Origin of the sequence: Mycobacterium sp. 852002-51961_SCH5331710, assembly GCF_001665535.1 — a bacterium.
Taxonomy (GTDB): domain Bacteria; phylum Actinomycetota; class Actinomycetes; order Mycobacteriales; family Mycobacteriaceae; genus Mycobacterium.
On record NZ_LZSQ01000123.1, the window covers coordinates 1 to 24,613 of the forward strand.

Consider the following 24,613-nt stretch of genomic DNA (forward strand, 5'->3'; position numbering starts at 1 on the left):
GCCACCATGAGCGGGATCGTGATCGCCCGGCACCGGATGGCTGCTGACGGGCTCGGGGTGATGGTGCGCGACAGCGGGCATGTCATCGCCCTGGACACCGCCGCGATGGCCACCGCGGCCACCGGACGTCCGCACCGCCGCAAGGAACGCATCCCACCGGGCTCGGCCGCCAAAGCCGCTGCCGCGCAACTGCTTCAACTCAAGCAGCCATCCATCACCGCGGTTGAAACATCAACTCCGTCAACCAATTCCACCGTCATCGACCTGTCCGCTTACGAGCGGGCCGCCCAGAACAGGACCATCCAGTGACCCCCACCCTACGCACCCCCAAGACCACCACCGAAAAGTCGCCGTCGGCGGCCGCGAGCCGCTATCAGCAGCTGCGCTCGCATCTGGCCGAACTCAAACTGGCCGCGGCCGCCGAAGCCCTACCCGCCGTCCTTGACCAGGCCACCGCTGAGGGCCTGTCGCTGACCGTGGCGTTGGAGCGGCTGCTGGCCGTGGAAGTCGAGGCCAGCACCGCCCGACGGTTGGCCGGTCGATTGCGGTTCGCCTGCCTGCCCACCCCGGCCACCCTGGCCGACTTCGACGTCGATGCCGCCGCCGGGATCGACCGAAAGCTCATCGACGAACTGGGCACCTGCCGCTACCTCGAATCAGCGACCAACATCCTGCTCATCGGGCCGCCCGGCACCGGCAAAACCCACCTCAGTGTCGGACTCGCCAGGGCCGCAGCGCACGCCGGCTACCGGACGTACTTCACCACCGCCGCCGACCTGGCAGCCCGATGCCACCGCGCAGCCATCGAAGGGCGCTGGGCCACCACCATGCGCTTCTACGCGGGCCCCACGCTGCTGGTGATCGACGAACTGGGGTACTTACCGCTGCCCGCCGAAGCCGCGTCAGCGTTGTTTCAGGTTGTCTCCCAACGGTATTTGAAAACCTCGATCGTGATCACCACCAACCGCGGGGTGGGAGCCTGGGGTGAAATCCTCGGCGACACCACCGTCGCAGCCGCCATGCTCGACCGCCTGCTGCACCGCTCCGTCGTGATCAACCTCGACGGCGAGTCCTACCGCCTCCGTGACCACCAAGCCGCCGCGGAAACCCTGCGCCGAACCACCACCGGCACTCGCCAACAACTACACTGACCGCTGCTCACAGGTGAGGAATTTCGGCGAGCACAGCCGGAGATTTTCGATGAGCGCCGTCACCGGGGCCGATCAACACCGACGCAAACCCTGATCACGGCGATTTCGCCGAGAGTCTGAAAGCCGTTACGACGCAGGGACGTTACGGACACACCACCGACGTCGCTTCATTAGTCGCGTTCCTGGCCGGTCCCGAGTCGGGATTCATCACGGGTGCGAACCTGAACGTCGACGGCGGCTTCACCGTCTGACTCAGTCGTGCGCGTCGGTTTCGCAACCGTGTGACACTGGTGCCGGCGGTTTACGTCTCCACGGCGAAGTGTTCGGTTCAACGTCCGTCACTCTTGGGGCTTGATCACGACCAGGCTGGCGCTCAGAGGTTCGATTACAACACCCACGTCCCTCAGCAGCTCAATCGAGCGATTGGAATTCATCACGGTCTTTACGTCGCCCTCGAGGACCATGTACGCGGCGCGGTTCATCCGACCGTAGAACTCTTTCATCGAATCCACGCTACGGAAGACAGGCATGTACCGAACGCCGTCGCGTGCCAGTAAGAACAGCCTCTGCTCGCCGTCGTTTGTGTCGCCGAACGGGGTGGAATAGTAGACCGTCCCGTCGGCGGATGAAGTCACCGCGGGCGCCTGCTGGTTCTTCGCCTTCTTTTTGAACAGGTTCACGAGCCCCTCCTGCAGCCAAGCACCTTCGCTTGCCGACTTCTCAACGCCCCACTCGATCTTTACAGCACCCGCTCCATACCCGCTAGGTTTCTGTCGTCGCTGTCATAAATCCTCGTCCGAGATCGCACTCAATCGACGGACTAGCAGTTCGAACCTAACCCCGGCGAATCACGTTCGAACACCCCATGGTCAACCCCCAGACCCTGCATATAGCGAGCGTTCGCGAATTCACGCGATGGGACGGTCTTGCTCTTGCAGCGCAGCTTATATCGTCCCGACAATCCCCTAGTAGCGACGCGCGCTGCGCGCGTACGTGGCGCGGGTGAAGGATCGCTGAGGCAGGAGGCGAATGCCGCCCTCCGGGCCGCTGGCCATTTGCCCTCGTGAGTGAATCAGCACTAGCGGCGAAGTCGGGGAACGGAGTCGGTTTTAGCGCCGGTAGCAACGAGACGAAATGGCCTGCAGGAGAGCTACTTGATTCCTTGTCTAACCATCCGCTCAATCTCATCAGCTGACTTCGGCATGACATGACTGAAAACCGTTGCCTGTGACATCGGGAGGATAGCCCGGCCGGTCCGCCCCCGAAGCTCGACAACGTGTTCGCGGTCTGTCTGAACAATCTCTACGCCCGGTGCTGGTCCGAGGGAGTGAAGGTAGGCTCCGAGTTGCTTTGCACCGACAGCGCTTCGAGAAACCGACGCCCACTTCCAGATGAGGTATTTTTCCGCGAGCTCATACGTGGAGAAGTTGGCCGTTGAGTTGTAGCGGTGCCCGCGGTCGTCGACGTCGTCAATCGACCACCACTCACGAACGTGCCGCAGGTGGAAGGATTGATCGTCGGACAAGAAGGCGATGTCGCAGTCGCCGCACTCTGAGGCGATCGAGACTCGCGTCATTCGAGCCAAGCTTGTCCATTCGATCCAGCCCTCAGACAACCGCGAGAAGTCTACCATTTGTGGATTGCGCCAAAGTCGTTTGATAGCCGCGCTTAAGGACCCGTTACCCAAGGCCTTCCCTCACCAATTGCTCAATCTCATCGACGGATTTCGTCATCAAGTGACTGAAGATTGTCGCGTCTGGCTCGGCAAGACGAGCTTGGCCTTCGCCGGATTGGAGCTCGAAATACCACTCCTTATCCGCAGGCAGCACAACAACGTCCGCGTTACGGCCCAACGCATATAACTCTGGGTCGAACATCTTCACGCCGAGTACATCGCGCAACGTGGAACCCCATCGCCAGATGAGAAACTTTTCGGCGAGTCCGAACGTGGAGAATCTAGCGATGTCGTTATACCGCGCGCCGCGATCGTTCACCACGTCGACTGTCCACCAGCCGTCTTCCTCTCGGAGATAGAAACGTTGGTCGGTTGAAACGAAACCGATTTCAGTGTTGTCCTCGGTTGGCGACACCGCGACGTCCGCCATTCGCATCAGGTTCGACCAATCAATCCAACGACGTGATAGGCGTGAGAAGTCTGGCACGTTATTCACCCAATCTCTTTAGGTAGCCCGCTCGACGTAGAGCCTCAACAGAAGGATCCATGCCCGGTGGTGCGACGATCCGATATTGCGTCCCGCCGCCTGGTTGGTTGAACCACGGCGCTGCCTGTGATTGTTCGATGCGCCATCCTGGCGGGAGTTTCGACGGGTCATCGACGACGTACTGATAGTAGGGCTTGAAGGCGCTATCGGGCGGGAGTGCGCGCTCAGCGAACGGCACGCCCTCCGGCGAGAGGTAAGTCCCGCCGGGATGGCCGAACCGGTCGAGGACGGTGCCTTTCGACAATTCAGCGTTATCGATAATCGTGCCGGGAATGGCATAGGGCTTACTGTCCAAGCTGTCGTCAGGGTAGATCAATCCACCATCAGGATTGGTGAAGTGCGGCCCTGGGGGGATCGGATCGTAGCCGTCAAACAACGGTGAATCTGGCGGCAGCGGAGGTGGCGGCGAATTGATTGGTGCGTGCGTGCCGGGGTGACTCGGCACCTCGGCGAGCGGAGTCGGGTGCTCGACTCCGTGTGTGTGACTTGGCATGTCGATGACATCGTCGGGTATGGCAGCGCGGGCCGCGAGAGCGGCTTCGCCGCCGCCGAACACCGCGCCTGGTGCGGTCAAAGCAGTACTGCCAGCGACCTCGCCCAGGTAGTGCCCGGGGTATTTCGTCAGGTGCTCGAGGTCCTCCTTCATCGAGTCGATGGGGTGCGTCACCCGTTGCCAGGTGCCCTTGGCCAAGTCGGTCCACGACTCTTTCAGGTCGTCCCACCCGTTCGCCCCGATGAGGTCCTTGATGCTCTCTTCGGTGCCGAACCAACCGTCGGCGAAACCGTCTTCGAAGCTCGGTTTGGGCATCGGTTTGGCTTCGGGCGTCTTGCCGACGGGTAGTGGTTTCTGCGCTGCGGCGACCATCGCGTCGAGCCGCTGCTCGATCTGCTCAGGCGGGACCCCGTCGCGCAGCATCGTCTCGCGCGCGAGCGCCTTGAACTCCTCGACCTTCACCGGGTCCAACGGCACCGGCGCCGCCGGTTGACCGGGCTCGGCAATCCGATCCAGTGCTTCATCGAGATTGCGCGGTGTCGGAGATGCGTCTTCGGGCTTCGTTCCGTCCTGCGGCTCGCCAGCCGACGGCAGCAGCATTTCCTCCAGCGAGCCAGCCGTTTTCACCACTCGTTCACCGCTGGCCGTGGTGATCGCACCGGCCAGTTCGGTGTCGATTCGTTCACCGTCGGCGAGTGCGTCGGCGATGCGCCCTCGGAGGTCGGCGACCTTAGCCGCCACCTGCGCGGCGTACTCCTCCGTCATATGACTCGTATCTGGCGGAATCACCTGATTGGTGGACTCGTCGATGCCCACCGCCGGTTGCGCCGCCGCATCGTCGAGGATGCGCTTGATCGTCTCCGCGAGCGCCTCGGCGTCGTGCTGGACGCGTTGCATCCTGCTCACCGCCACACCGAGATGGTCGGCCACCGCTTCGTGGTCGGCCGCTGTCGCCGCCATCGCCGATTTGGCCGCCTGCGCGCCCTGGCCCTCCCAGGTCGACACTGTGATCAGCGAACGGTAGAACTCAGCCGAGCCGGTGTGATTGTCGGCGGCCTGTTGTGCTGCCTTGGCTAGATCGGCGATCTCGGGAGGCCACTCCTTGAGCTCCCCGAGGTTCAGCGTCATGCCCGTACCTCACATCGCAGAGCCGGCGTCCTCTACCGCCTCAGCGCCACCGGCGTCGGTGCGCACATAACTGTCCGCCGCCTCGCGGTGTCCCCGCGCGTGCTTGGCGAAGTCCTTGGCGAACCGTGCCCCGTCGGCCTCCCAAGCAGCCAACATCTTCGGCAACGCGGCAGCAGCGGACCCCGATCCGAGTGCCGCACTTCCCGCCCGTGAATGCGCGGATTGATGCGCTGACCGAAACCCGCTCGCCTGGTCGTCGAGCCGGTTTGCGGCCATCCGCAGCTCGGTCGGATCGACCTTCAGCGGGTCGTTCGAGTCAGACACTAAGCCCCCTTTGTATCGTTAGCCGAACACTAACACCGCCCGGGCGGACCCCAACGCAGCAAATTTTTGTTCAGGACTCTCCTGCCACGCGCTAAGCTCTCCCCATGGAGCTACTACGCAACGTAGTTGTACTGCTGCACATCGTCGGCTTCGCGATCACGTTCGGCGGCTGGGCCGCCGAAGCCCTGGCCCGGCGCTTCCGCACCACCCGCGCCATGGACTACGGCCTTCTGCTCTCACTTCTCACCGGCCTCGCCCTCGCCGCGCCGTGGCCCGCCGGCATCGAGCTCAACTATCCGAAGATCGGCATCAAGCTCGTCATCCTCGTGATCCTCGGTGGACTCCTCGGCATGGGCAGCGCCCGTCAGAAACGCACCGGCAATCCGATACCGCGCGTGATGTTCTGGACGATCGGCGTCCTGTCCTTCGCCGCCGCAGGAATCGCGGTGCTGTGGTGAATCAGCGCTGCGAAATCTGCTGCGCCACCTCGCCGTAACGTTCGAACCGCTCCGGATCCGCCAGCGCGTTGTACAACACCACGCGTGAGGCCACCGGGCCGTACTTCTCGAACAGCGCGTCCGCCAAGCCATCCCACGTCGACTCCGTCGCGAACCTCGCGATGTGGTCGTCGGTGATCTGCTCGGCCATGCCCTTGTAATCGCCGCCCTTCTGCTTCTCCCGGATCCGCGCCGTCGTGCCCTCGAATCCCGCCTCGTCCCAGATGAAGGCATAGTTCGGTGTGCTGCCGTAGAAGCTCATGCTCGTGCGCACCAGCTCCTTCTCTCGATGGCGCTCCTCGTCGGTGTCACCGACGATCGTCATCACCGGCACGATCACCGCGATGTCGTCGACCGAGCAGCCCGACTTCTCCGCTCCCTCGGCTAGATTCGGCATCACATGCCTTTCGATGTACCCCGGTTCGCCGAGCGGGTGCACGTGAATCCCGTCGGCGACCTCACCGGCCATCCTCAGCATCCACGGGTTCACCGCCGCCACATCGACCTTCGGGTCCGGCGCATCGATCGGCCCCGCACTCCACTGCGGCGTGATGAAGTCCAGGCTGTAGAAGTCGCCCCGGTGCTCCAGCTTGCCCGTCCGGAACGCGTGGAAGCACGCCTTCACCGCCAGCACGTAATCGCGCAACCGCGGACCCGGGCGCTCGAACTCCATGCCGTACCGCCGCACCACATGAGTGCGCACCTGCGTGCCCAACCCCAGGCGAAACCGTCCGCCCGACGCCTCCTGCAACTCCCACGCCGTCGCCGCCGTCACGAACGGGCTGCGCGGAAACGCCACTGCGACCCCCGTCGACAGCTCCAACCCCGGCGCCGCCTCCGCCGCCACTGCGGCGTTCATATACGGCGTGCGCCCGGTCTCAGTGAACAGCAATCCGGAGAATCCTGCATCCTGCGTCCGTCGGGCCAGATCGCCGATTTCGAGCAGCGGTTGCGGGGTTGTCATCACGTCGACGTGCACAGTCGCACCCTACGCCCGGCGTTGCGCCGACCTGCACCGCTGTGTCACGCGGACTTCGGCGAGCCTTTACTTAATTGCGCACACCGACGCGAAGTTTCGAAACCTTCACCAATCTCGCGACGCATTTCGTTACGTTGGCCACGACGCTGCCAATGTGGATCCGTCTCCCCGGGGGTGTGGCAATGACAGAGCAGTTCTTGGAGCCCGCGCCGAGCAAGGCCGAACTCGCCATCTCGAAAGGCTGGGTCCAGGGCGTCGCGCTGGTCATGGTCTTCGGCTTCCTGATCATGGGAATGCTGGCGGCCAGAACCTACTCGGACTCGATGCCGCTGCCACAGCGCGTCGTCGGCCCGGACGGCCAGACACTCTTCACCGAGCAGCAGATCACCGCCGGTCAGCAGATCTTCCTGCGCCGCGGACTGCAGCAGTACGGCTCGGTGATGGGTCATGGCGGCTACCTCGGTCCCGATTACACCGCCGAATACCTGCGGCTCTCCGCCGACCACGTCGGCCAGCAACTGCGCGACTCCGGTGCACAGGACCCGACGGCGGCCGTCGTCGAGATGATGCGGACCAACCGCTACGACGAGGAAACCGGCACACTGCAGTTCACCGCCGAGCAGGTGAGCGCGTTCGAGAAGATCCGCGCCTACTACGCCGACTATTTCGGCACCGACTCGACCGAGCACGGATTGATTCCGCAGGTCATCACGGATCCGCAGGAAATCGGTGACCTCACGGCCTTCTTCAGCTGGACCGCATGGGCCAGCGCGGCCGAGCGCGCGGGTCACTCCTACTCCTACACCAACAACTGGCCCCCCGAAAAGCGAGTTGACAACACACCCACGGCCGACATCCTGGTCTGGTCGGCGATGTCCCTGATCGCGCTGTTGGCCGGGCTCGGTGCGCTGTTCGCGCTCTACGGCCGGTGGAGTCGCAAGATCGGTTGGCACGCAACCGAAACGCCGTCACTCGCATTCCGTCAGCCGGGCGAGGTGGCGATCACGCCGTCGCAGAAGGCGACCGCATGGTTCTTCCTTGTCGTCGCGGTGCTCTTCCTCGCCCAGGCGATACTGGGCGGTGCGATCGAGCATTACCGCGCGGAACTGAGCAACTTCTTCGGCTTCGATCTCGCCCAGATCCTGCCGTTCAACCTGGCGCGAACCTGGCATGTGCAACTGTCGCTGCTGTGGACGGCCGCGTCGTTCCTCGCCGCGGGCATCTTCCTGGCGCCGATCATCTCCGGCCGTGAACCACGCCGGCAGTCGTGGCTGACCTACGGGCTGCTCGGCGCGTTGTTCGTCGTCGTCGCCGGCACCCTGACCGGCACCGCGCTGAGCACCTTCGGTGTGGACTGGGCGAAGGGCTCGATCTTCTTCGACCAGCAGTGGGAATACCTTGACCTGCCGCGGTTCTGGCAGATCCTGCTCGTCGTCGGCCTGTTCCTGTGGATGGCGATCATCTTCCGCGCGATCCGGTCGCGGCTGAAAACCGAGAGCAAGCTGAACATGCCGTGGCTGTTCTTCTACGCAGGCTTGGCCATCCCCGCGTTCTACGCGGTCGGCATGCTCGCCGGCACGGAGACGCATCTGACCGTCGCCGAGTTCTGGCGGTTCTGGGTGGTGCACCTGTGGGTCGAGGACTTCCTCGAACTGTTCACCACGGTCATGGTCGCCTACATCTTCGTGATGCTGGGCGTCGTGCGACGCAAGATCGCCATCCAGCTGATCTTCCTCGACGTCATCCTCTACTCGGTGGGCGGCGTGATCGGGACGATGCACCACCTGTACTTCTCCGGAACACCGGTGGAGCACATGGCCCTCGGCGCGTTCTTCTCCGCGCTGGAGGTGATCCCGCTGACGTTCCTGACCGTCGAGGCGTGGACGTTCCTGCAGTTGGGTTCGCGGCAGCAGTCGCGCAGCAGCGCGCCGTTCCCGCACCGGTGGGCGGTGATGTTCCTGGTCGCGGTCGGCTTCTGGAACTTCGTCGGCGCAGGCATTTTCGGCTTCTTGATCAACCTGCCGATCGTGTCCTACTACCAGATCGGCACCGCGCTGACCGCGAACCACGCGCACGGCGCGATGATGGGCGTCTACGGCATGCTCGCCGTCGGGTTGGCGCTGTTCGCGCTGCGCTACATCATCCCGCCGCAACGCTGGCCGGACAAGCTGGCCAAGCTGTCGTTCTGGTCGCTGAACATCGGGTTGGCGTGGATGGTGTTCGCCACGCTGCTGCCGCTCGGCGTCCTGCAGCTGTGGCACTCGGTGAACGACGGCTATTACGAAGCAAGGACTTTGGGCTACATCACCCAGTCGGGCAACGTGGTCCTGGAGTGGTTGCGCATGCCAGGGGACTTCCTGTTCATCCTCGGCGGCGTGTTGCCGTTCCTCTGGATCGCCTGGCTGGGCGTGCGTTACGGGATCAAGGCGACGACGCACACACTGCCCGCCGAGACGTTGTTCGTCGAAGAGCACGCCCATGCGGAGGAGGACCGGACCGGGTTGGCGGTTCCGGGCCGTAGCCGCTACGCCTCCGACCGCCGGGTGGCTCCCGATGAGGGCGGTGACGGACCGTGATCGCCGGCATCGGGATCGACGCGTGGCTGACGATCGGATACGCCGCCGCGCTGGTGCTCGTCGCCTACGGCATCGATACGTTTGCGCGGCGCGCGGCGGCCAAGGTCGAGGGATACCGGACGGGTGGGTTCGTCTACCACGAGGACCACGACGCGTGGCGGTGTCCGCAGGATCAGTGGTTGTGGCCCACCTCGTTTGATCCCGACAACCGGGTGATGCGCTACCGGGGCACCCCGACGGTGTGCAACGCCTGCCCGGTCAAGCACACGTGCACGTCGTCGCACGACGGGCGCGAGGTGAGCCGGGCGATCGACAGTTGGCCGGCGTCGGAGGCGGCGCGGTTCCACCGCGGAATCGCGTGCGCCGTCGGTGTCATCGCGCTCATTCTGCCGCTCGCGACGGCGTTGACGGCCGATACCGCGCCGGAGGCGCTGCTGCTACTGGGGTCCGCCGCCGCCGCCGGTGTGTTGACGTTGCCGCTGTGGTCGCACCTGCGCCGCACCCGTGCTGTGCCGGACGGAGTCGTGTTCCACAGTCTCGACGAGAATCTCGAGGAACGAAAGCGGCTGGCCGAAGCGGAGATTCGTCGTCGCAGCTCGTACGCATCCGACCGGCGCAGTGAGCCGCGGGAGGTGCGCTGATGAACGCGTGGTCGGTGGTTGTCATCTTCTTCGCGATCGTGCTGGTCGGGCTGGCGGTCGCGTCGATCCGCATCGTCAAGGAGTACGAACGCGGTGTCGCGTTTCGGCTCGGGCGGCTGCGCGGACCGCTCGGTCCCGGCATCGTGGTCGTGTTGCCCGGCATCGACAAGCTCGTGCGGGTCGATCTGCGGACAGTGACGCTGACCATTCCGCCGCAGGAGGTGATCACCCGCGACAATGTGACCGCCCGCGTCAACGCCGTCGTGCTGTTCCGGGTCACGGATCCGACGAAATCGGTGATGGCCGTTGAGAATTTCGCGGTCGCCACGTCACAGATCGCGCAGACGACACTGCGCTCGGTGGTCGGGCGTGCGGACCTCGACACACTGCTCGCGCACCGCGCCGACCTCAACGAGGACCTCGCTGCCTCGATCGCGACGCAGACCGAGCCGTGGGGGATCAGGGTCGAGGTCGTCGAGATCAAGGACGTCGAGATCCCCGAGATGATGCAGCGGGCCATGGCGCGCGAGGCCGAGGCGGAGCGGGAGCGCCGCGCCAAGGTGATCAGCGCACACGGCGAGTTGCAGGCGTCGGCGGAACTGCGCGATGCCGCGATCACCCTCAGCGAGAGCCCGGCCTCGCTGCAGCTGCGCTATCTGCAAACGTTGCTCGAACTCGGCGCCGACCAGAACTCCACCGTCGTCTTCCCGATCCCGATGGACATCGTGCGCCCGTTCCTCGAAGGCTCGCGGTCCAATCCGGCCAGCGGTCCCAGCGACACGGTTCCCCACATCAGGAGGGTGAAATCCGATGAGTGACAGCGTATCCGACCCGGCTGCGGTCGGTGAGCCCGGCGGTGTCGCCGACGACGGTCGCCCCGTCGTCCTCGAGCCGACCCCTCCGGGTCTTTGGCGGACCTTGCTGGGCACGGCGGTCGCGGTGCTGGCGCCGCTGTTCGGTTTCCTTGTTGGCGGGATGTTCGGTGCGGGGATGGTTGGGGAGTCGGTAGATCCGATGTTCCTGTCGTTGTTCACCGGCATCGTGATCGGTGGCATCGGTGTACTGGTCGCGATCTCCGGAGGGGCGCGACTGTGGCGGCACTTGCACCGGCAGGACGAATCGGTATAGCGGTCCGCTATCTGTCGAGCATGGTGACACCGTCACGCCATGCGTTGAGGACGGCCTCGACGCGGTCGAACACTTCGGCACGCGCCGACTCGCGATCGACACCCGCCATCAGCAGGTCGTCATAGTCGGTATCGAGGTGGCGGACGGACGCGACGACCGCGAGGCGGACGGCGTCGGGATCCAGATTCCGCGCTGCGGCGCTTCTCCCTACCCTGCGGCTGCCGCGGGCCGCGGCGTGCAGGGCGATCGCCTCCGCACGGTCGGGAGGACACCCGGGAAACTGCTTGCGGATGGCGGCGGCGAACTCGCCTTGAAAGCGCACGTCTTCATCGGCGCGACGAAGCCGGTCGCGATCCTTACGACGAGCACGGATGTCGGCGTCCGACAGGCACTCGCGCGCGGCCTGTTCGATCGCCGCCGGCTCAGCCAGAATGCCCTGTCGCTCATAGCGATATCGGCGTCGATTCCACCGCACGACGACGGCGGAGAGCCGACTGGCCTTCTTCGCGCGGCGGGACAGCGCGGCATCGCCCGAAGGCAGGAACTCGAGGTGGCCGAGGTCCGCACAGTCCAGGCACAGCGCACCCTTGCTGCCCTTGAGGAAGAAGTCGCCGCCTTCGCCACACGATGTGCACTCCCATGCGTGGTCGGCCGAGATCACACTGATGTCCCGGAAACGGCGCAGCTGCGGGGGCTCCGGCTCGACATGGCCCGGTGTCGCCCAATGTGTGCGGTACAAATCTTCGATGTCGGGTTCACCCTCGGCCGTGAACATCAGGTCGCCGTAGTGGCCCTCACGTCGTTCGAGGCCACGCTCTTCGGCCCACTGCCGCAACGCTTCCGCGGCTTCGATGACCTTGCCCTGGCTGACTTGGACAGATCGGTCGAGCGACGGAACACGGCCCCGAACCCACCGCTCGATGTTGGGTTGCGCGAGCCAGCCTAGACCCACGAGGACATCAACCGGGCGGACTGCGCCGCGCTCGGCCAGCACCGCATCTGCCGCCCGGGCGACGCGCGTCTTCACGTTCACCATGAGCCGACGTTACTTCCCGGGGCTGACACCATCATGCCCCGCGCCATCGCTTCCGGTGTGATCGACGATGTACACGAGATCGCGACGCGGTTGCGGACATGGTGCGCCTGAAACTCGAAATCAACGACCGGCCAACCACGCGAAGAACTCCTCGGCGGTGAACACCGCCTTGCCGTACTCCTGCGCTTTACGCGCCTTGCCCGACTGCGTGCCGGCCTCGGCCGTCACCAGCACCTCGCACCGCGTCTTGGTCACCGACCGCACCGGCGTCAGACCGGCCCTCGCGGCCATCCGCTCGATCTCGTCACGCTCTACCACCCGGCCGGTGAGGTCCAAAGTCGTTCCGGTGAAACAGATCCGCGCGCCCGGCACGAGCGCTTCTTCGATGTCATGGCGGCCCACCAACTCCGCGTCGCTCACCACGTCGACTCCCAGCAGCGCCGATACCGCACGCAGCCGTGCGATCACCTCCTCGGGAAGCGGCGTGCGGGAAGCAGCCACGCGCAGCTGATCGGCCACCACCGACCGTGCCGCCGCGTCCCATGATGAGTCGAGGTCTCGCTGCACCGTCGCACCCAGCAGCACCGCTCCCACGTCACGGCTGATCCGTAACAGTGCGGACAAGCCCGGCAGATGCTCGGCCTTCGGGGTCGGCACGTCCGGGTCGCGGCTGACCAGTAGACCCGAAACCAATTCTCCCGGTTCGGATTCCTCGAACGCTGTCGAGCCGGCTTGGACGTCCGCCGACGCATTGGCCTTCAACGCCGAGCTAGCCTGCTCTAAAGCCGTCCGTCCCGATATGCGGGCTCCGCGCAATTCGACGCCCAGCGGCATGGGCGTGACGTGACCCAGGCGTTTGAGCTCGAAGTCGATGAGCCCCAGCGTCTCGTCCACGCTTGGTCCGACCGGTGTACACCCCGCCAGCATCGGCGCGATCACCGCCCAGGCTTCGCGCAGGGTCGGCGCCAGTAGAACATCGGAAACACTGATGCCGTAGGCGTTTCGCGCGTCGGCCAGATCGCGCTGCGGGTTGACCAGCGTCGAGACCGCGGTGCCGTCGTCGAACGCCACCGCCAGCTCCACCGGCCGCGGACGCGACATGCGACCTTCGTCGCCGACGGTCAGCAATCCGATAGCGCAGTACGTGCGTGCCGTGGCACCGCTGACCGACGTACGCAGGAAGCGCGCAATCCGCCGGTCCGTCTTCAGATCTTTCGGCAGCACAGGGCGTTTGAGCACCAGGCCGGCCAACGACGTACAGCGGCTCAACGCGACATACAACTGTCCGGTGGAGAACATGCCGCCGGTCAGGTCCACAACCACCCGCTCCAACGTCTGCCCTTGACTTTTGTGAATCGTGATCGCCCACGCAAGCTTGAACGGCAGCTGGGTGAACGTCCCGATCACCTCTCGCCGCAGCGCGCCGCCGTCGACCACCGGGCGCGTCGCCTCCCAGGTGAACGGCGTGACCTCCGCGCACGAGCCGTCGGCGAACTCGACCTCCACGACGACGCCGTAGCGGTCATAACCCACACCCACCACCCGCCCGATCGAACCGTTGACCCAGCGGTCGCCCTGATCGTTGTTGAGCATCATCACCTGGGCGCCGACCTTGAATCGCAGCTCGTCCTCGATCGGTTTGTCGAACAGCGATAGGTCGCCGGATTCCCGAGCGTGGTGCATCATCTCGTCGCCGGGGAGGCGCTCCAGGTGCTGACGGTTGCGCGCCGTCACCAGCCGATTGGTGGGAGCCAACGTGAGCCAGAACTCGTCGTCGGGCGGTACGAAGTCCTTGTCGGCTCGGTCATTGAGCTGCTCCTGGGCGTGCCCGAGCAGAACGCCCTCACGAATCTCGTTGAGTATGGCGGTCATTCGGTTATCGCCGAGCTGGCGAAACACCGTGGTCAACGAGACGGTGTGGAACTCCTTGCGGGCGAACTTGCGTGCGGAGAAGAAGTACGGGGTTTCGTAGACCGTCGAGAAGTAGCTCTCTTCGCCGTCGCCAACGACCGGCGGCAGCTGATACAGGTCGCCGACGAGGACGATCTGCACCCCGCCGAACGGTTCTCCCGGCACGGGCCCGAACCGCTCGAGCGCCGTGGCCACCATGTCGAAGACGTCGGCGCGAACCATCGACGCCTCGTCGATGATCAGCGTCTGCAGCGATGCCAGCGTCTTGGCGAACCGGCCGGGCCGATAGTCGCCGCCGATGACGTCGGCCAGCGTCGTCGTCGTGCGGAACCCAAACAATCGGTGGATGGTGTAACCGTCGACATTGAGCGCCGCAATCCCGGTCGGCGCGACCACCACCACGTTGCGGCCGGTCTCCGCCATGAACTGACGGATCAACGTCGACTTACCGGTCCCCGCCTTACCCGTCAGGAACAGATGCCGGCCTCCGGCCAGGAGCGCCAACGCCTTGCGGAACTCGTCGGTGAGGATCAGATCCCCGCTCACGGGTCGCACAGTACCCGCGGATCGTCGACAGACGCGAAGGCTATCCACAGCTCCCAATTTCTCGATGCCCAAGGCCCTGGCTGCCTGCTCACACCGGAGGGAACCTCATGCGCGGTCGGCCTGAACACGAAGCGGCATCGCTGCATCATGATGCAGTGATGCTAAACTGCGGCATGCGTACGACCGTCGATCTCCCTGATGAGCTGCATAAACAGGCAATGGCGATCGCCCGCGACACCGGTCGGACCTTCAGTCAGGCAGTCGCAGATCTGATGAGGCGGGGTCTGGCAACGCACGGCGCGGCATCGATCCGCATGGACCCCCGGACGGGTCTGCCGGTTGTCAGCGTGGGAACGGTGGTGACGTCCGAAGACGTGCGCTCGTTGGAGGACGAGGAGTGACGACGCTGCTCGATGCGAACGTGCTCGTGGCGCTCGTCGTCTCCGACCATGTCCACCACGACGTGTGCGCCGACTGGCTGGCCGGATCAAAGACGCCCTTCGCGACCTGTCCGGTCACCGAAGGCAGCCTGATGAGATTTCTGGTCCGCGCTGGTCAGTCGGCGGCGTCCGCGCGCGATGTCATCAGGGCACTGGCGGCAGCGGACCGCCATGAGTTCTGGCCAGATACCGTCTCCTACGGGGAGGTCGACGCCACGGGCATAATCGGCCACCGTCAAGTGACGGACGCCTACCTGGCTCAACTCGCGAGAAGTCGTGGCGCGCAATTGGCGACCCTCGATGTCGGCCTGGGGAATCTGCATCGCGATGTAGCCGTCCTGATATCCGACGCACGCTGATAGATCGTAGGCCGGGTCCGTCCGACGAGCGTCCGTTCAGGCCATCGCCATCGCTTCGCGCTCGATGACCTCCGCTGCCGCCCGCTCGCCGGAGCGCACGGCCCCGTCGATGAACCCGTACATCACCGCCGAGGTCTCGGTGCCAGCCCAGTGGATGCGCCCGCACGGCTCGCGGAGCGCCGGGCCGAACTCGGTCAGTACGCCCGGCGGGGCGTGGGCGATCATCCCGCCGCCGGAATACCGCTCGACGGTCCAGTTCTGCTCGACGTAGTCGACCGGCGAAAGCGCCTTGTTGCCAAACCTTTCCGCAACGGCGGTGAGCACGGCACTGCGGCGCTCGGCGTCGCTGAGGCTGGTCAGCCGGCGCGCCTCCGGCCCTTCGGTGATGACCGTCAGCACGCCCGGGGTCCCGGTGTCGGTGCACGAGTCGATCGTCAGGTTCGCCGGCGACCCCGGACCGAAGGACTGCCCCGACAAACCGTCGGCGCGCCAGAACGGCTCGTCGAATACCAACGCGATCTTGTAGACCGCCCCACTCGGCATGCGCTGGTGCAGGAACGACCGGTCCGCGGGAAGCATTGGCTCGTAGGTGATCTGGCTCGCTATCGAAATCGGTACCGTGACGATCGCGCGGCGCGCGTTGACCACCATGTCCTCGGAGCGCACGATCACCCCGTCGGCGTTCTGCTCGATGCTGCGCACCGGCTGCGACAGACGGACGACATCGTCCAGCTCCGCCGCGACCGCACGGTGAATCGCGCCCATACCACCGACCGGCCGCGCATCCTCGGCCGCGTCCTTGACACCGAGCACGAAGCTCGGGCCGCCGGCCGACGCCATCTGGTACAGCACGAACAGCAGCGAAACCTCCGACGCCGCGGACGTATACAGCCCGGCTACGGCGCTTTCCAGCAGTTCGCGGGCCGGCTTGGACAGCGTGTTCCTGTCCAGCCACGCCGCCCAGGTGGTTTGGTCCCACTTCTGCGCCTTGCGCGCGGTCCACGGTGCCTCTACAGGAATCGCCTTGCACATCTGCGTCAGCTCGAGGAAGACCGTGCCGATGTTGGCGACGGCCCACGGGCTCATCGACAACGGGATCGTCCCGGTGTAGCGATATTTCTTTCCGTCGACGAACATCATCGCGTCGCCCTCGGTGTACTGCTTGTAGCTCGGAACCCCGAACTCCTTCATCAGCCCGTAGATCGCGTCCTGTCCGGGGCCGATCCATGCGCCGCCGCGGTCGATCCACGAACCGTCGTCGCGCACCTCGGTGAAGGTGCGGCCACCCACGCGGTCGCGGGCCTCCAGTAGCGCCACCGAGTGACCCGCCTGCTTCAGGCGCAGTGCCGCGGTCAGGCCGGCGAACCCGGCACCCACGACGCAGAAGTCCACGTCCGCCATGAGCAGCCCCTTTGATCGATTTGCGCGGGGCCGGACGGCCGGGTGCAAGCCTCGGCGCGCCCTCAGGCGGACGCGAAGGCACCTAGACTCAACGCCTGATTATCGGCCCTGTCAATAAACCGTTGCGTCGGCAAAGGTTTCGCGGCTGTGGGGAAACCGGGCATCGGCGGGCGCGTGATTCAGACTGCGTCAACGATGTTGTTGCCCACCGGTTTCCGGGCTAATGGCACGACGCGTAGTCCTTCGTAGGCCGAGCGCACCAGCTGTTCGTCGGTGAACCGCGGTCGATCCAGATGTGCACCCGGAATCAGCAGCGCGATTTCGTCGCGCAGCGCCCACAACATGCTCCGCGGAGGCGCCTGTACCAGGAACCGGAGCCGCTCGGTCGCCGACTCTTCGCGGACCCGGCGAATGACGTCGAGGATCGCCGTCTCGACCGAATCGGCGCGCACGCTGCCGGTCCAGCGGTGTTCGTCCGAGCAGGCCGAGTAGCGGATCGCGGATCCGCGGGGACGGGCCAAGGCGACGGCGACCGAAGTAGTCATGTCCGCACTGTATGTGCGGGGTCTGACAAGTCGATCTGTCAGGCGGCGCAGCGGAATCCGATGTGCGTGGTGGCGCTGTCCTGCGACTGCGACGACCGGGCGGCGGGCCGGTAGCGGTGGCAGTACTCGGGTGCGCACAGGTGCGAGCCGCCCTTGAGCGTCTGGAACTTCGACGGGTCACCGGTCGGCGGCGCACAACAGCCCGACTTCTGGGGCCGATGCCGCGGCGAGTACGGCGTCGTCGTCCACTCCCAGACGTTGCCGATCATGTCGACCAGACCAAATCCGTTGGGCGGAAACGTGCCCACCGGTGACGTGCCGGCCCAACCCAGCGCGCCGTCGTTGCGGTACGGGAAACTGCCTTGCCAGGTGTTGGCCATCAGGCGTCCCTCGGGCCGCGCGTCGTCGCCCCACGCGTAGCGGGACGCAGACCCTGCCCGGGCCGCGTACTCCCACTGCGCTTCGGTGGGCAGGCGGCGGCCCGCCCAGGCGGCGTAGGCCGCGGCGTCCGGGTAGGCCACCTGCACGACCGGGTGATCAGGGCGGTCGTCGATCGACGATCCGGGCCCGAACGGATGGCGCCAGCTGGCGCCCGGCATCCAGGTCCACCACTGCCGCCAGTCGCGCAGGTCGACCGGGCCGCTGGTGGGGCGGAAGACGAGCGCACCGGGAACGAGGTCGTCGGGTGAGGCGCCCGGATAGGCGGCGGGGTCGAGCTCCTGTTCGGCGAGGGTGACGTAACCGGTATCGGCGACGAACTCCGCGAACTGCGCGTTGGTGACCGGATGGCGCTCGATCGAGAACGCCTCGACCGTCACCTCGTGGACGGGCGCCTCCTCCGGATAGAAGTCGACCGATCCCATCCGGAAGGTGCCCGCGGGCAACTCGATCAGCTCGGTCAGCACCCCATCAGGCTAGGCGCAGCGAACGATCTCGTGACGCGAAGGCCCGTTCACGTGCCACGATGAGGCAATGAGCGACGACATGGCCGCCGAGCGCGACTTCAACGAACGCAACATCGAGGAATTTCGCCGCAACGGCGGCAAAGTCGGCGGCCAGTTCGAGGGGTTTCCGCTGCTGCTGCTCACCTCGACCGGCGCCAAGAGCGGAGCACAGCGCGTCAACCCGGTCGCATACTTCGACATCGACGGCCGCATCTACATCGTCGGCTCCGCCGCCGGGCGCGAGGCCAGCCCGGGCTGGGTGTTCAACCTGCGCGCCAACCCGACCGCCGCCGTCGAGATCGGCACCGACCCGCCCCGGCAGGTCACCGCACGCGAGCTCCCGCGCGACGAGCGCGACCGCATCTACCGCGTGGTCGTCGAGCGCGCGCCCGGTTTCGGCGAGTACCAGCAGCGCACCGACCGCGTCATCCCGGTGTTCGAGCTCGCCTAGCCGCTGGGCTTTCGCGAGACGTACACCAGGGTCGTGGTTTGCGACCGGACCATAGCCCTGGTGTAGCTTTCGCGAGGTATGCGAGCCGGCCCCTACAGCGGCAGCAGGATGTTCTTGACGCTCGGATCGGTGGCCAGGAACTGCTGCACCGCAGGGTCTTTGAATGTCTCGACCAGCTTCTTGATGTTGTCGGTGTCCGCCCACCGGCTTCCGATCGTCAGTTGGCCGGCGAACTCGTCGGGTGCGGGCGGCGCGAAGATCTGGTACTGCAACGGCACTTTCGCCGCCAGGTAGTACTCCGTATAGCCAACGGCCGCATCGAGGTCCGGCAGCGAGCGCGACTGCGCCGCGAAGTCGAGCAATGTGAACTTCAGGTCCTTCGGGTTGGCGACGATGTCCTTCTGCGTCGCGGTCCACTTGTTGACCGCGGGGTCAAGCGTGATGAGCCCCGCCCGCTCCAGCAGCCACAGCCCCTGCGCCTCGTTCGCCGGGTCGGAGTACAGCGACACATTCGCCCCGTCCGGCAGCTGTGCGGCGTCGGTGTACTTGTCGGACCAGATGCCGAAGCCCCACCGGAACACCGGCGTCGCCGCCTCCTCGCGGAAGTCGGGGTTGGCCTCGAGTACCTGGCCGAGCCACAGCTTGTGCTGGTAAATGGTGCCGGCCACCTCACCGTCGCTGACCGCACGGTTGATCGTGTTGCTGTCCGCCAGCCCGCGGAACGCCACCGTAATCCCGTGCCTGGGCGCGACCTCTCGGGCGATGTACTCGATGAGCGCCTGCTCGGCGGCGTTGCCCTCGTTGGTGGCGACAACGAGCGTCGCGCCCGCAATCTCGTTCGGGGACTGCGCTTTGCCGAAGAACACAAACCGCGCCGCGATGACGAGCGCCACGACCACGACGAGGCTCAATGCGATCCACAGCCACTTCGGTCTGCGCTTGAGCTCGAACCCGTGAGCCCCGTCGACCGGGGTGGTTGTCGTTGCCATGACTTCCTCTCAGACGGTCGCCGCGCGGACGCGCGCGTGCGGTGTGGTGAAGCGGACAAGCGCATCGCCGACCAACTGAACGGCGGCGACGGTGATGACCAGGATGACGATCGTCGCGAACATGACGCCCTGATCGAATCGCTGGTAGCCGTAAGTGACCGCGACATAGCCGATTCCGCCCGCGCCGATGGTCCCCGCGATCGCGGAGTACTCGATCATCGCGATGACGTTGATGGTCAGGCCGCCGAGGATCGACGGCACCGCCTCGTTGATCTGTGCGGTGCGGATGATCTGCAGCCGAGACCCGCCCGACGCGCGCGCCACCTGCACCACCGACGGCGGGACCGAGCGCAGCGAGTTCTCGACGATCCTGGTGAAGAACGCGATGCCGGCCAACGACATCGGCACCACCGCGGCGGCGATACCGATGTTCGTGCCGGTGACGAACCGGGTGAACGGCATGATCGCCGCCATCAGAATCAGGAACGGCAAGGAGCGGCCGACGCTGATGACCCAGCTCAAAACCGAGTGCAGGGTCGGGTTTTCGAACAGTCCACCCGGCGCCAGGTTGTGCACCAGCGCGCCCAGCGGCACGCCGACCAGCACCACGATCGTCATCACGATGCCGACCATGATGAGAGTGTCGAGCAGGGCGGGAAACAGCAGCGCGGGCAGCTCGTTGAACGGGACCTTGGCGTTGGCCAGGATGGTCTCGGTCACGCCACACCCTCCAGTTCGCCAACGCGGACATCGCCCGTCGTCGCCAAGCCGTAGCGCCCCAGCACTTCCGGTACCCGCGCGCTGAGACCGTCCGCGATGCCCAGCGTCGCGCTGCCGACGGTCACCCCACCGACCTCCTGCACCGATGCGCCCAACACCGACAACGGCGCACCGAGATCCGCCGACGCGCGGGCGATCCAGTCCGACGGCACATCCGGCGTGTCGTACACGACCTGCCACACCCGCTGCCCTGTTGCCGCGCCGGCGGCGACGCCTTGCGGACGCAGTTCCGCTCCCAGGGCGGAGTTCGGGTCCGTGAGCAGATCGACCAGCCGGCCCGACTCGACGATGCTGCCCTGATCGAGGCGCGCCACCGAGTCGGCGATCTTCAGCACGGTGTCCATCTCGTGGGTGATGAACACGATGGACAGGTTCAGGTCGTCGCGCAGTTCGCGGAGCAGGTCGACGACCGACGCGGTGGTCGTCGGGTCCAAACCGGCCGTCGCCTCGTCGGACAGCAGCACCGAGGGCCGCAGCGCCAACGCCCGCGCAATGCCGACTCGCTGTCGCTGACCCCCTGACAGCTGGAACGGGTAGTGGTTCGCGCGTGATGTGAGGCCCACGCGGTCGAGCAGTTCGCCGACGCGCTTGCGCGTTTCGGCGGCCGTGACCCCGAGGTACTCCAGCGGCAGCGCGACATTCTCGGCCGCGGTGCGGCGTTCGAACAGCCCCGACGACTGGAAAACCGTGCCGATCCGTCGGCGCGCGACGCGCAGTTTCTGCGACGAAAGTGTGGTGAGGTCCTCACCGTTGACGACGACTGAGCCCGACGTCGGCAGTGTCAGTAAGTTGATGCATTGTGCGAGCGTGCTTTTGCCCGCGCCGCTCGGGCCGACGACGGCGAGGATCTCGCCGGCCTCGACGCGGAAGTTGATGCGGTCGAGCACGACTGTTCGGTGCTCGCCGGTTCCGTAGATCTTGGTCAGGTCGGTCAGCTCGATCATGAAGGTCCTAGTGGAGGGGAAGATGCGCAGGCGTCATCGCCATCGGGGTCACGCTGCCAAATGCGTTGTGCGGACCGAAACCTTTGCGCTCACGGTGAATCGATGCCAATGACGCTCAGCCTGATCGAAACCATGGGCTTTGCGCGGCCTGCCGCCCAGACTCTCGGACACATGAGCATTGACGAGTCTGTCTCGGTCACCGAGTCACAGCCACATGGGTTCACCATCGCGAAGCGACGCCGGTGGCCGTTCCTGTTGATCGGAGCAGTGTTTGTGGCAGCCGTCGTCGCCGTGTTCATCATCGCGCGCACGAGCGGCACCGCGTCACCCAATGAGACCGCCGGCGCCACGCTTGATGTCGTCTACCTCGACTCGAATCCGGCCGAGAAGCTGATCATCGAGTACATCGCCGAGAACATCGCGCCGGACTACGACGTGAAGGTCGGCGCTGTCGGGCTCGGCGACAGTACGCAGATCAACCAGGCAATCAGCGACGGCCGCTACGCCGGAACGATCTTCCAGCACCGGCACTGGCTGCAGCAGGTCCTCGACGCCAACCCCGGTTTCCGCGAAGAGGCCGCGACGGGTCCATTCTTTCACTGGGTGTTCGGCATCTGGTCGGACAAATACAAGACGCCGCAGGATCTTCCGGACGGCGCCAGCGTGTCGCTGCCTGCCGACCCGGCCAACAACGCGCAGGCGATCTGGTATCTCGCGCAGGCCGGCCTGGTCACGGTGCGGCCCGACGCCGATATCACCGCGCTGACGCAGAAGGACATCGTCGACAACCCGAAGAACCTGAAGTTCACAATGCTCGATCTCGGCGCCCAGCCCCGCGCGTTGCGCGACCTCGACGCGATCGTCGGATACGCGGAGTCGTTCCTGGCGGCGGGCGTCCCGGAGGACAAGCTGATCTTCGCTCCGACGTCGCCCGACGAGTTCGCCTCGGTGTTGACCGTCGGCAGCGATTACGTCGACACCGAGAACATCCAGAACCTCATCAAGGCGTTCGAGGACCCGCGGGTGCAGACCTACATCGCCAACGACCCCGAGGTGAAAAAGCTGGCGCTGCCGGGTGATCCGGCATGACCGAGCGGCAGCTGCACCTCGGCGTCAACGTGCTGTCCGACGGGATGCACCCAGCGGCGTGGCAGCATCCCAGCGCGGACCCGAACTGGTTCGCCGATCCGGCGTATTGGATCGAGGTCGCGCGAATCGCCGAGCGCGGCACGCTGGATGCGTTGTTTCTGGCCGACAGCCCGTCGCTGTTCCAGCCACCGGACACGCCGCTGACCGCGCCGCCGCTGGCGTTGGACCCGATCGTCTTGTTGTCGACGCTGGCGTCGGTCACCACCCATCTCGGGCTGATCGGCACGGTATCGACATCGTTCGAAGAGCCGTACAACATTGCGCGCCGGTTCGCGACGCTGGATCACCTGAGCCGCGGGCGGGTCGCGTGGAACGTCGTCACCAGTAGTGACCCATATGCGTGGAACAACTTCGGGCACGGCGACGGGGTCTCCGGTCAGCCGGACCGGCGCGACCGCTACCGGCAGGCCGCGGAATTCATCGATGTGGTTCGGGCGCTGTGGGATTCGTGGGACGACAACGCGGTACTCGCCGACAAGTCGTCGGGGGCGTTCAGCAGGGTCGGCGCGATCCACACGATCGACCACCGCGGGGAGTTCTTCAGCGTCGACGGGCCGCTGACGCTGCCGCGGTCGCCGCAGGGGCATCCGGTGTTGTTCCAAGCCGGCGGGTCGACGGGCGGGCTGGATCTGGCGGCGAAATACGCCGACGGGGTGTTTGCGGCGCAGGCGTCGTTGCAGGATGCCTTACGCAACGCAGCTGAATTACGTTCGCGCAGTGCGGCGTACGGGCGGCCACGCGATGCGATCCGGATCATGCCAGGGTTGTCGTTCGTGCTGGGCAGCACGTTCGAGGAGGCGCGACGGCGCAACGAAGAGCTGAACGAGCTGGCAGGGGAGCGTCGGCTGGCGCATCTGGCGTCGCAGCTGTCGGTCGACCCGTCGGAGCTGGCGTGGGACAAACCGCTGCCGCAGTATCTGCTCGACGGGGCGGTGACCGATCACGGATCGCAGGGCGCCCGCGACATCGTCGTGAACCTGGCGCGTCGGGAGAACCTGACGGTGCGGGAGCTGCTCAACCGGGTGATCACCTGGCATCGGCTGGTGATCGGCGGGCCGGAGCAGATCGCCGACGCGATCGAGGAGTGGTTCGCCGCGGGGGCGGTCGACGGGTTCAACCTGATGCCCGACGTGTTCCCCTCCGGGCTGGAGTTGTTCGTCGACCACGTCGTGCCGATCCTGCGCGAGCGGGGGCTGTTCCGACGCGAGTACCGGCACACCACGCTGCGGGGCCATCTCGGGCTGGCGCGGGTGCCCGACCGAAGCGGCAGGTCGACGCGCGGCGGGAATGTGATCGGCGTCGCAGCGGTTGGCTGAGGCATGGGCAAGATGACGACCGATCAGCGTGAGAAGTTTCTGGCCGACGTCCACGTGGGTGTCATCGCCGTCGAGCGACCCGACCGGGCACCGTTCAGCGTGCCGATCTGGTACGGCTACAAACCCGGCGGTGAGGTGCTGCTGTGGACCGAGGAGTCGTCGCTCAAGCACCGGCTCATCAAGGCCGCCGGCCGGTTCTCGATCACCGCGCAAGACGAGGCGCCGCCGTATCGGTATGTGACGGCGGAGGGCGACGTCGTCGGTATCGATCGGGCCGAGGACGCGATTGGCCGGGAGATCGCGATCCGCTACCTCGGCGAGGACGACGGCAATGCGTTCGCCGACCAGAACCTCACGCCGACGTCGGTCGTCATCCGGATGCGCCCGAAGAGGTGGCTGAGCTTCGACTACTCGACGGAGTAGCGCTCGGGTACCGCGAGCGTGCGTGTTTGTACACAACACACCGCTGATTCTCGACACTTTGCGCACCTTCGCGGTCGGTCGGGCGTGCGTTCTTCCGCATTGGCCCCGCTAGGTACTGCGACTTCTGCGGGATGGTCGTGATTGCCGATCGATCGCAGCCCTGCCGCAGAAGTCGATGAGCTGGCATCTGCATCTGTCGTCGTGCACGCTCAGCCGGCCGCGAGCGTGCGCAAAGTGCTG

At 65.8% G+C, this 24,613-nt stretch carries 26 protein-coding genes and 2 pseudogenes; 14 read left to right on the top strand and 14 right to left on the bottom strand.

Features of this window, described 5'->3' with window-relative positions; translation table 11 throughout:
- From A5752_RS22955 to A5752_RS27270, 3 genes and pseudogenes are all read left to right on the top strand, one after another.
- Positions 1 to 309: pseudogene (locus tag A5752_RS22955) on the top strand (IS21 family transposase); the annotation flags it as partial.
- Positions 306 to 1,151, top strand: a complete 846-nt coding sequence (gene istB / locus A5752_RS22960; protein ID WP_067090686.1) for an IS21-like element helper ATPase IstB — start codon at positions 306 to 308, stop codon at positions 1,149 to 1,151. The pseudogene A5752_RS22955 and the gene istB, both read left to right, overlap by 4 nt.
- Before the next feature lie 62 nt (positions 1,152 to 1,213).
- A pseudogene (locus A5752_RS27270) lies at positions 1,214 to 1,402 on the top strand (SDR family oxidoreductase); the annotation flags it as partial.
- A gap of 87 nt (positions 1,403 to 1,489) precedes the next feature.
- Here A5752_RS27270 and A5752_RS22965 read toward each other — a convergent pair.
- The 5 genes from A5752_RS22965 to A5752_RS22985 all read right to left on the bottom strand — a co-directional run bounded on the left by A5752_RS22965 (position 1,490) and on the right by A5752_RS22985 (position 5,318).
- Positions 1,490 to 1,831, bottom strand: coding sequence for a hypothetical protein (locus A5752_RS22965; RefSeq protein WP_067090688.1), 342 nt, complete (start codon positions 1,829 to 1,831; stop codon positions 1,490 to 1,492).
- Between the two features lie 470 nt (positions 1,832 to 2,301).
- The gene (locus A5752_RS27275; protein ID WP_082964026.1) at positions 2,302 to 2,727 is read right to left on the bottom strand and encodes an Imm61 family immunity protein; all 426 of its coding nucleotides are present in this window, start codon (positions 2,725 to 2,727) and stop codon (positions 2,302 to 2,304) included.
- Between the two features lie 103 nt (positions 2,728 to 2,830).
- Entirely contained in the window at positions 2,831 to 3,256 is a 426-nt protein-coding gene (locus A5752_RS22975; protein ID WP_082964027.1) for an Imm61 family immunity protein, read from the bottom strand.
- A 58-nt stretch (positions 3,257 to 3,314) separates the two neighbouring features.
- Positions 3,315 to 4,994, bottom strand: a complete 1,680-nt coding sequence (locus tag A5752_RS22980) for a TNT domain-containing protein (RefSeq protein ID WP_067090690.1) — start codon at positions 4,992 to 4,994, stop codon at positions 3,315 to 3,317.
- A gap of 9 nt (positions 4,995 to 5,003) precedes the next feature.
- Positions 5,004 to 5,318, bottom strand: coding sequence for a type VII secretion target (locus tag A5752_RS22985; protein WP_067090692.1), 315 nt, complete (start codon positions 5,316 to 5,318; stop codon positions 5,004 to 5,006).
- 104 nt (positions 5,319 to 5,422) lie between these two features.
- Between A5752_RS22985 and A5752_RS22990 the strand changes: the two genes are divergently transcribed.
- Positions 5,423 to 5,776 carry a Fe-S protein gene (locus A5752_RS22990; protein ID WP_067090695.1) on the top strand — a complete coding sequence of 118 codons (354 nt, stop codon included), beginning with the start codon at positions 5,423 to 5,425 and terminating at the stop codon, positions 5,774 to 5,776.
- A 1-nt stretch (position 5,777) separates the two neighbouring features.
- Here A5752_RS22990 and A5752_RS22995 read toward each other — a convergent pair whose 3' ends face one another.
- Entirely contained in the window at positions 5,778 to 6,794 is a 1,017-nt protein-coding gene (locus A5752_RS22995; protein ID WP_067090698.1) for a TIGR03617 family F420-dependent LLM class oxidoreductase, read from the bottom strand.
- Between the two features lie 182 nt (positions 6,795 to 6,976).
- Between A5752_RS22995 and A5752_RS23000 the strand changes: the two genes are divergently transcribed.
- Genes A5752_RS23000 through A5752_RS23015 form a run of 4 tightly spaced genes read left to right on the top strand, consistent with a single transcriptional unit; the run spans position 6,977 to position 11,139 of the window.
- The gene (locus A5752_RS23000) at positions 6,977 to 9,370 is read left to right on the top strand and encodes a nitric-oxide reductase large subunit (RefSeq protein WP_067090701.1); all 2,394 of its coding nucleotides are present in this window, start codon (positions 6,977 to 6,979) and stop codon (positions 9,368 to 9,370) included.
- On the top strand, positions 9,367 to 10,011 hold the full coding sequence (locus tag A5752_RS23005) for a hypothetical protein (RefSeq protein ID WP_082964028.1): 645 nt from the start codon (positions 9,367 to 9,369) through the stop codon (positions 10,009 to 10,011). Before A5752_RS23000 ends, A5752_RS23005 begins: the two co-directional genes overlap by 4 nt.
- Positions 10,011 to 10,829, top strand: coding sequence for a slipin family protein (locus tag A5752_RS23010; protein ID WP_067090704.1), 819 nt, complete (start codon positions 10,011 to 10,013; stop codon positions 10,827 to 10,829). The genes A5752_RS23005 and A5752_RS23010 overlap by 1 nt, the downstream gene beginning before the upstream one ends.
- Positions 10,822 to 11,139 carry a hypothetical protein gene (locus A5752_RS23015; protein ID WP_067090706.1) on the top strand — a complete coding sequence of 106 codons (318 nt, stop codon included), beginning with the start codon at positions 10,822 to 10,824 and terminating at the stop codon, positions 11,137 to 11,139. The genes A5752_RS23010 and A5752_RS23015 overlap by 8 nt, the downstream gene beginning before the upstream one ends.
- Positions 11,140 to 11,146: 7 nt before the next feature.
- Here the strand turns inward: A5752_RS23015 and A5752_RS23020 are convergent, their stop codons facing one another.
- Together A5752_RS23020 and A5752_RS23025 are read right to left on the bottom strand one after the other, a co-directional pair.
- Positions 11,147 to 12,175, bottom strand: a complete 1,029-nt coding sequence (locus A5752_RS23020) for a DUF2293 domain-containing protein (RefSeq protein ID WP_067090709.1) — start codon at positions 12,173 to 12,175, stop codon at positions 11,147 to 11,149.
- 120 nt (positions 12,176 to 12,295) lie between these two features.
- The gene (locus tag A5752_RS23025; RefSeq protein ID WP_082964029.1) at positions 12,296 to 14,632 is read right to left on the bottom strand and encodes an AAA family ATPase; all 2,337 of its coding nucleotides are present in this window, start codon (positions 14,630 to 14,632) and stop codon (positions 12,296 to 12,298) included.
- Positions 14,633 to 14,805: 173 nt separating this feature from the next.
- On the opposite strand from A5752_RS23025, the gene A5752_RS23030 reads away from it, so the two are divergent.
- On the top strand, positions 14,806 to 15,033 hold the full coding sequence (locus A5752_RS23030) for an antitoxin (protein WP_067091462.1): 228 nt from the start codon (positions 14,806 to 14,808) through the stop codon (positions 15,031 to 15,033).
- Positions 15,030 to 15,431, top strand: coding sequence for a TA system VapC family ribonuclease toxin (locus A5752_RS23035; protein WP_067090712.1), 402 nt, complete (start codon positions 15,030 to 15,032; stop codon positions 15,429 to 15,431). Before A5752_RS23030 ends, A5752_RS23035 begins: the two co-directional genes overlap by 4 nt.
- A gap of 36 nt (positions 15,432 to 15,467) precedes the next feature.
- Here A5752_RS23035 and A5752_RS23040 read toward each other — a convergent pair whose 3' ends face one another.
- The 3 genes from A5752_RS23040 to A5752_RS23050 all read right to left on the bottom strand — a co-directional run bounded on the left by A5752_RS23040 (position 15,468) and on the right by A5752_RS23050 (position 18,282).
- Positions 15,468 to 16,832, bottom strand: a complete 1,365-nt coding sequence (locus tag A5752_RS23040; protein WP_067090714.1) for a flavin monoamine oxidase family protein — start codon at positions 16,830 to 16,832, stop codon at positions 15,468 to 15,470.
- 179 nt (positions 16,833 to 17,011) lie between these two features.
- Positions 17,012 to 17,377, bottom strand: coding sequence for a hypothetical protein (locus A5752_RS23045; protein ID WP_067090717.1), 366 nt, complete (start codon positions 17,375 to 17,377; stop codon positions 17,012 to 17,014).
- A gap of 38 nt (positions 17,378 to 17,415) precedes the next feature.
- Positions 17,416 to 18,282, bottom strand: a complete 867-nt coding sequence (locus tag A5752_RS23050) for an SUMF1/EgtB/PvdO family nonheme iron enzyme (protein WP_067090720.1) — start codon at positions 18,280 to 18,282, stop codon at positions 17,416 to 17,418.
- A 67-nt stretch (positions 18,283 to 18,349) separates the two neighbouring features.
- On the opposite strand from A5752_RS23050, the gene A5752_RS23055 reads away from it, so the two are divergent.
- A complete protein-coding gene (locus A5752_RS23055) occupies positions 18,350 to 18,772 on the top strand; it encodes a nitroreductase family deazaflavin-dependent oxidoreductase (RefSeq protein ID WP_067090722.1) in 423 nt (140 codons plus the stop codon).
- Positions 18,773 to 18,864: 92 nt separating this feature from the next.
- On the opposite strand, the gene A5752_RS23060 is transcribed toward A5752_RS23055, so the two are convergent.
- Genes A5752_RS23060 through A5752_RS23070 form a run of 3 tightly spaced genes read right to left on the bottom strand, consistent with a single transcriptional unit; the run spans position 18,865 to position 21,485 of the window.
- Positions 18,865 to 19,761 (bottom strand): MetQ/NlpA family ABC transporter substrate-binding protein, encoded by an 897-nt coding sequence (locus A5752_RS23060; RefSeq protein ID WP_067090725.1) that lies wholly within the window; start codon positions 19,759 to 19,761, stop codon positions 18,865 to 18,867.
- Between the two features lie 9 nt (positions 19,762 to 19,770).
- Entirely contained in the window at positions 19,771 to 20,481 is a 711-nt protein-coding gene (locus A5752_RS23065) for a methionine ABC transporter permease (protein WP_067090729.1), read from the bottom strand.
- On the bottom strand, positions 20,478 to 21,485 hold the full coding sequence (locus tag A5752_RS23070; protein WP_067090731.1) for a methionine ABC transporter ATP-binding protein: 1,008 nt from the start codon (positions 21,483 to 21,485) through the stop codon (positions 20,478 to 20,480). Before A5752_RS23070 ends, A5752_RS23065 begins: the two co-directional genes overlap by 4 nt.
- A 171-nt stretch (positions 21,486 to 21,656) precedes the next feature.
- Here A5752_RS23070 and A5752_RS23075 point away from each other — a divergent pair, with 171 nt between their 5' ends.
- From A5752_RS23075 to A5752_RS23085, 3 genes are read left to right on the top strand one after another with little or no spacing between them, the layout of a single operon-like run.
- Positions 21,657 to 22,574, top strand: a complete 918-nt coding sequence (locus tag A5752_RS23075) for a MetQ/NlpA family ABC transporter substrate-binding protein (RefSeq protein WP_067091465.1) — start codon at positions 21,657 to 21,659, stop codon at positions 22,572 to 22,574.
- Entirely contained in the window at positions 22,571 to 23,950 is a 1,380-nt protein-coding gene (locus A5752_RS23080; RefSeq protein ID WP_067090734.1) for an LLM class flavin-dependent oxidoreductase, read from the top strand. Before A5752_RS23075 ends, A5752_RS23080 begins: the two co-directional genes overlap by 4 nt.
- Before the next feature lie 3 nt (positions 23,951 to 23,953).
- Positions 23,954 to 24,373 carry a pyridoxamine 5'-phosphate oxidase family protein gene (locus A5752_RS23085; protein ID WP_197500708.1) on the top strand — a complete coding sequence of 140 codons (420 nt, stop codon included), beginning with the start codon at positions 23,954 to 23,956 and terminating at the stop codon, positions 24,371 to 24,373.
- Positions 24,374 to 24,613 lie beyond the last annotated feature (240 nt).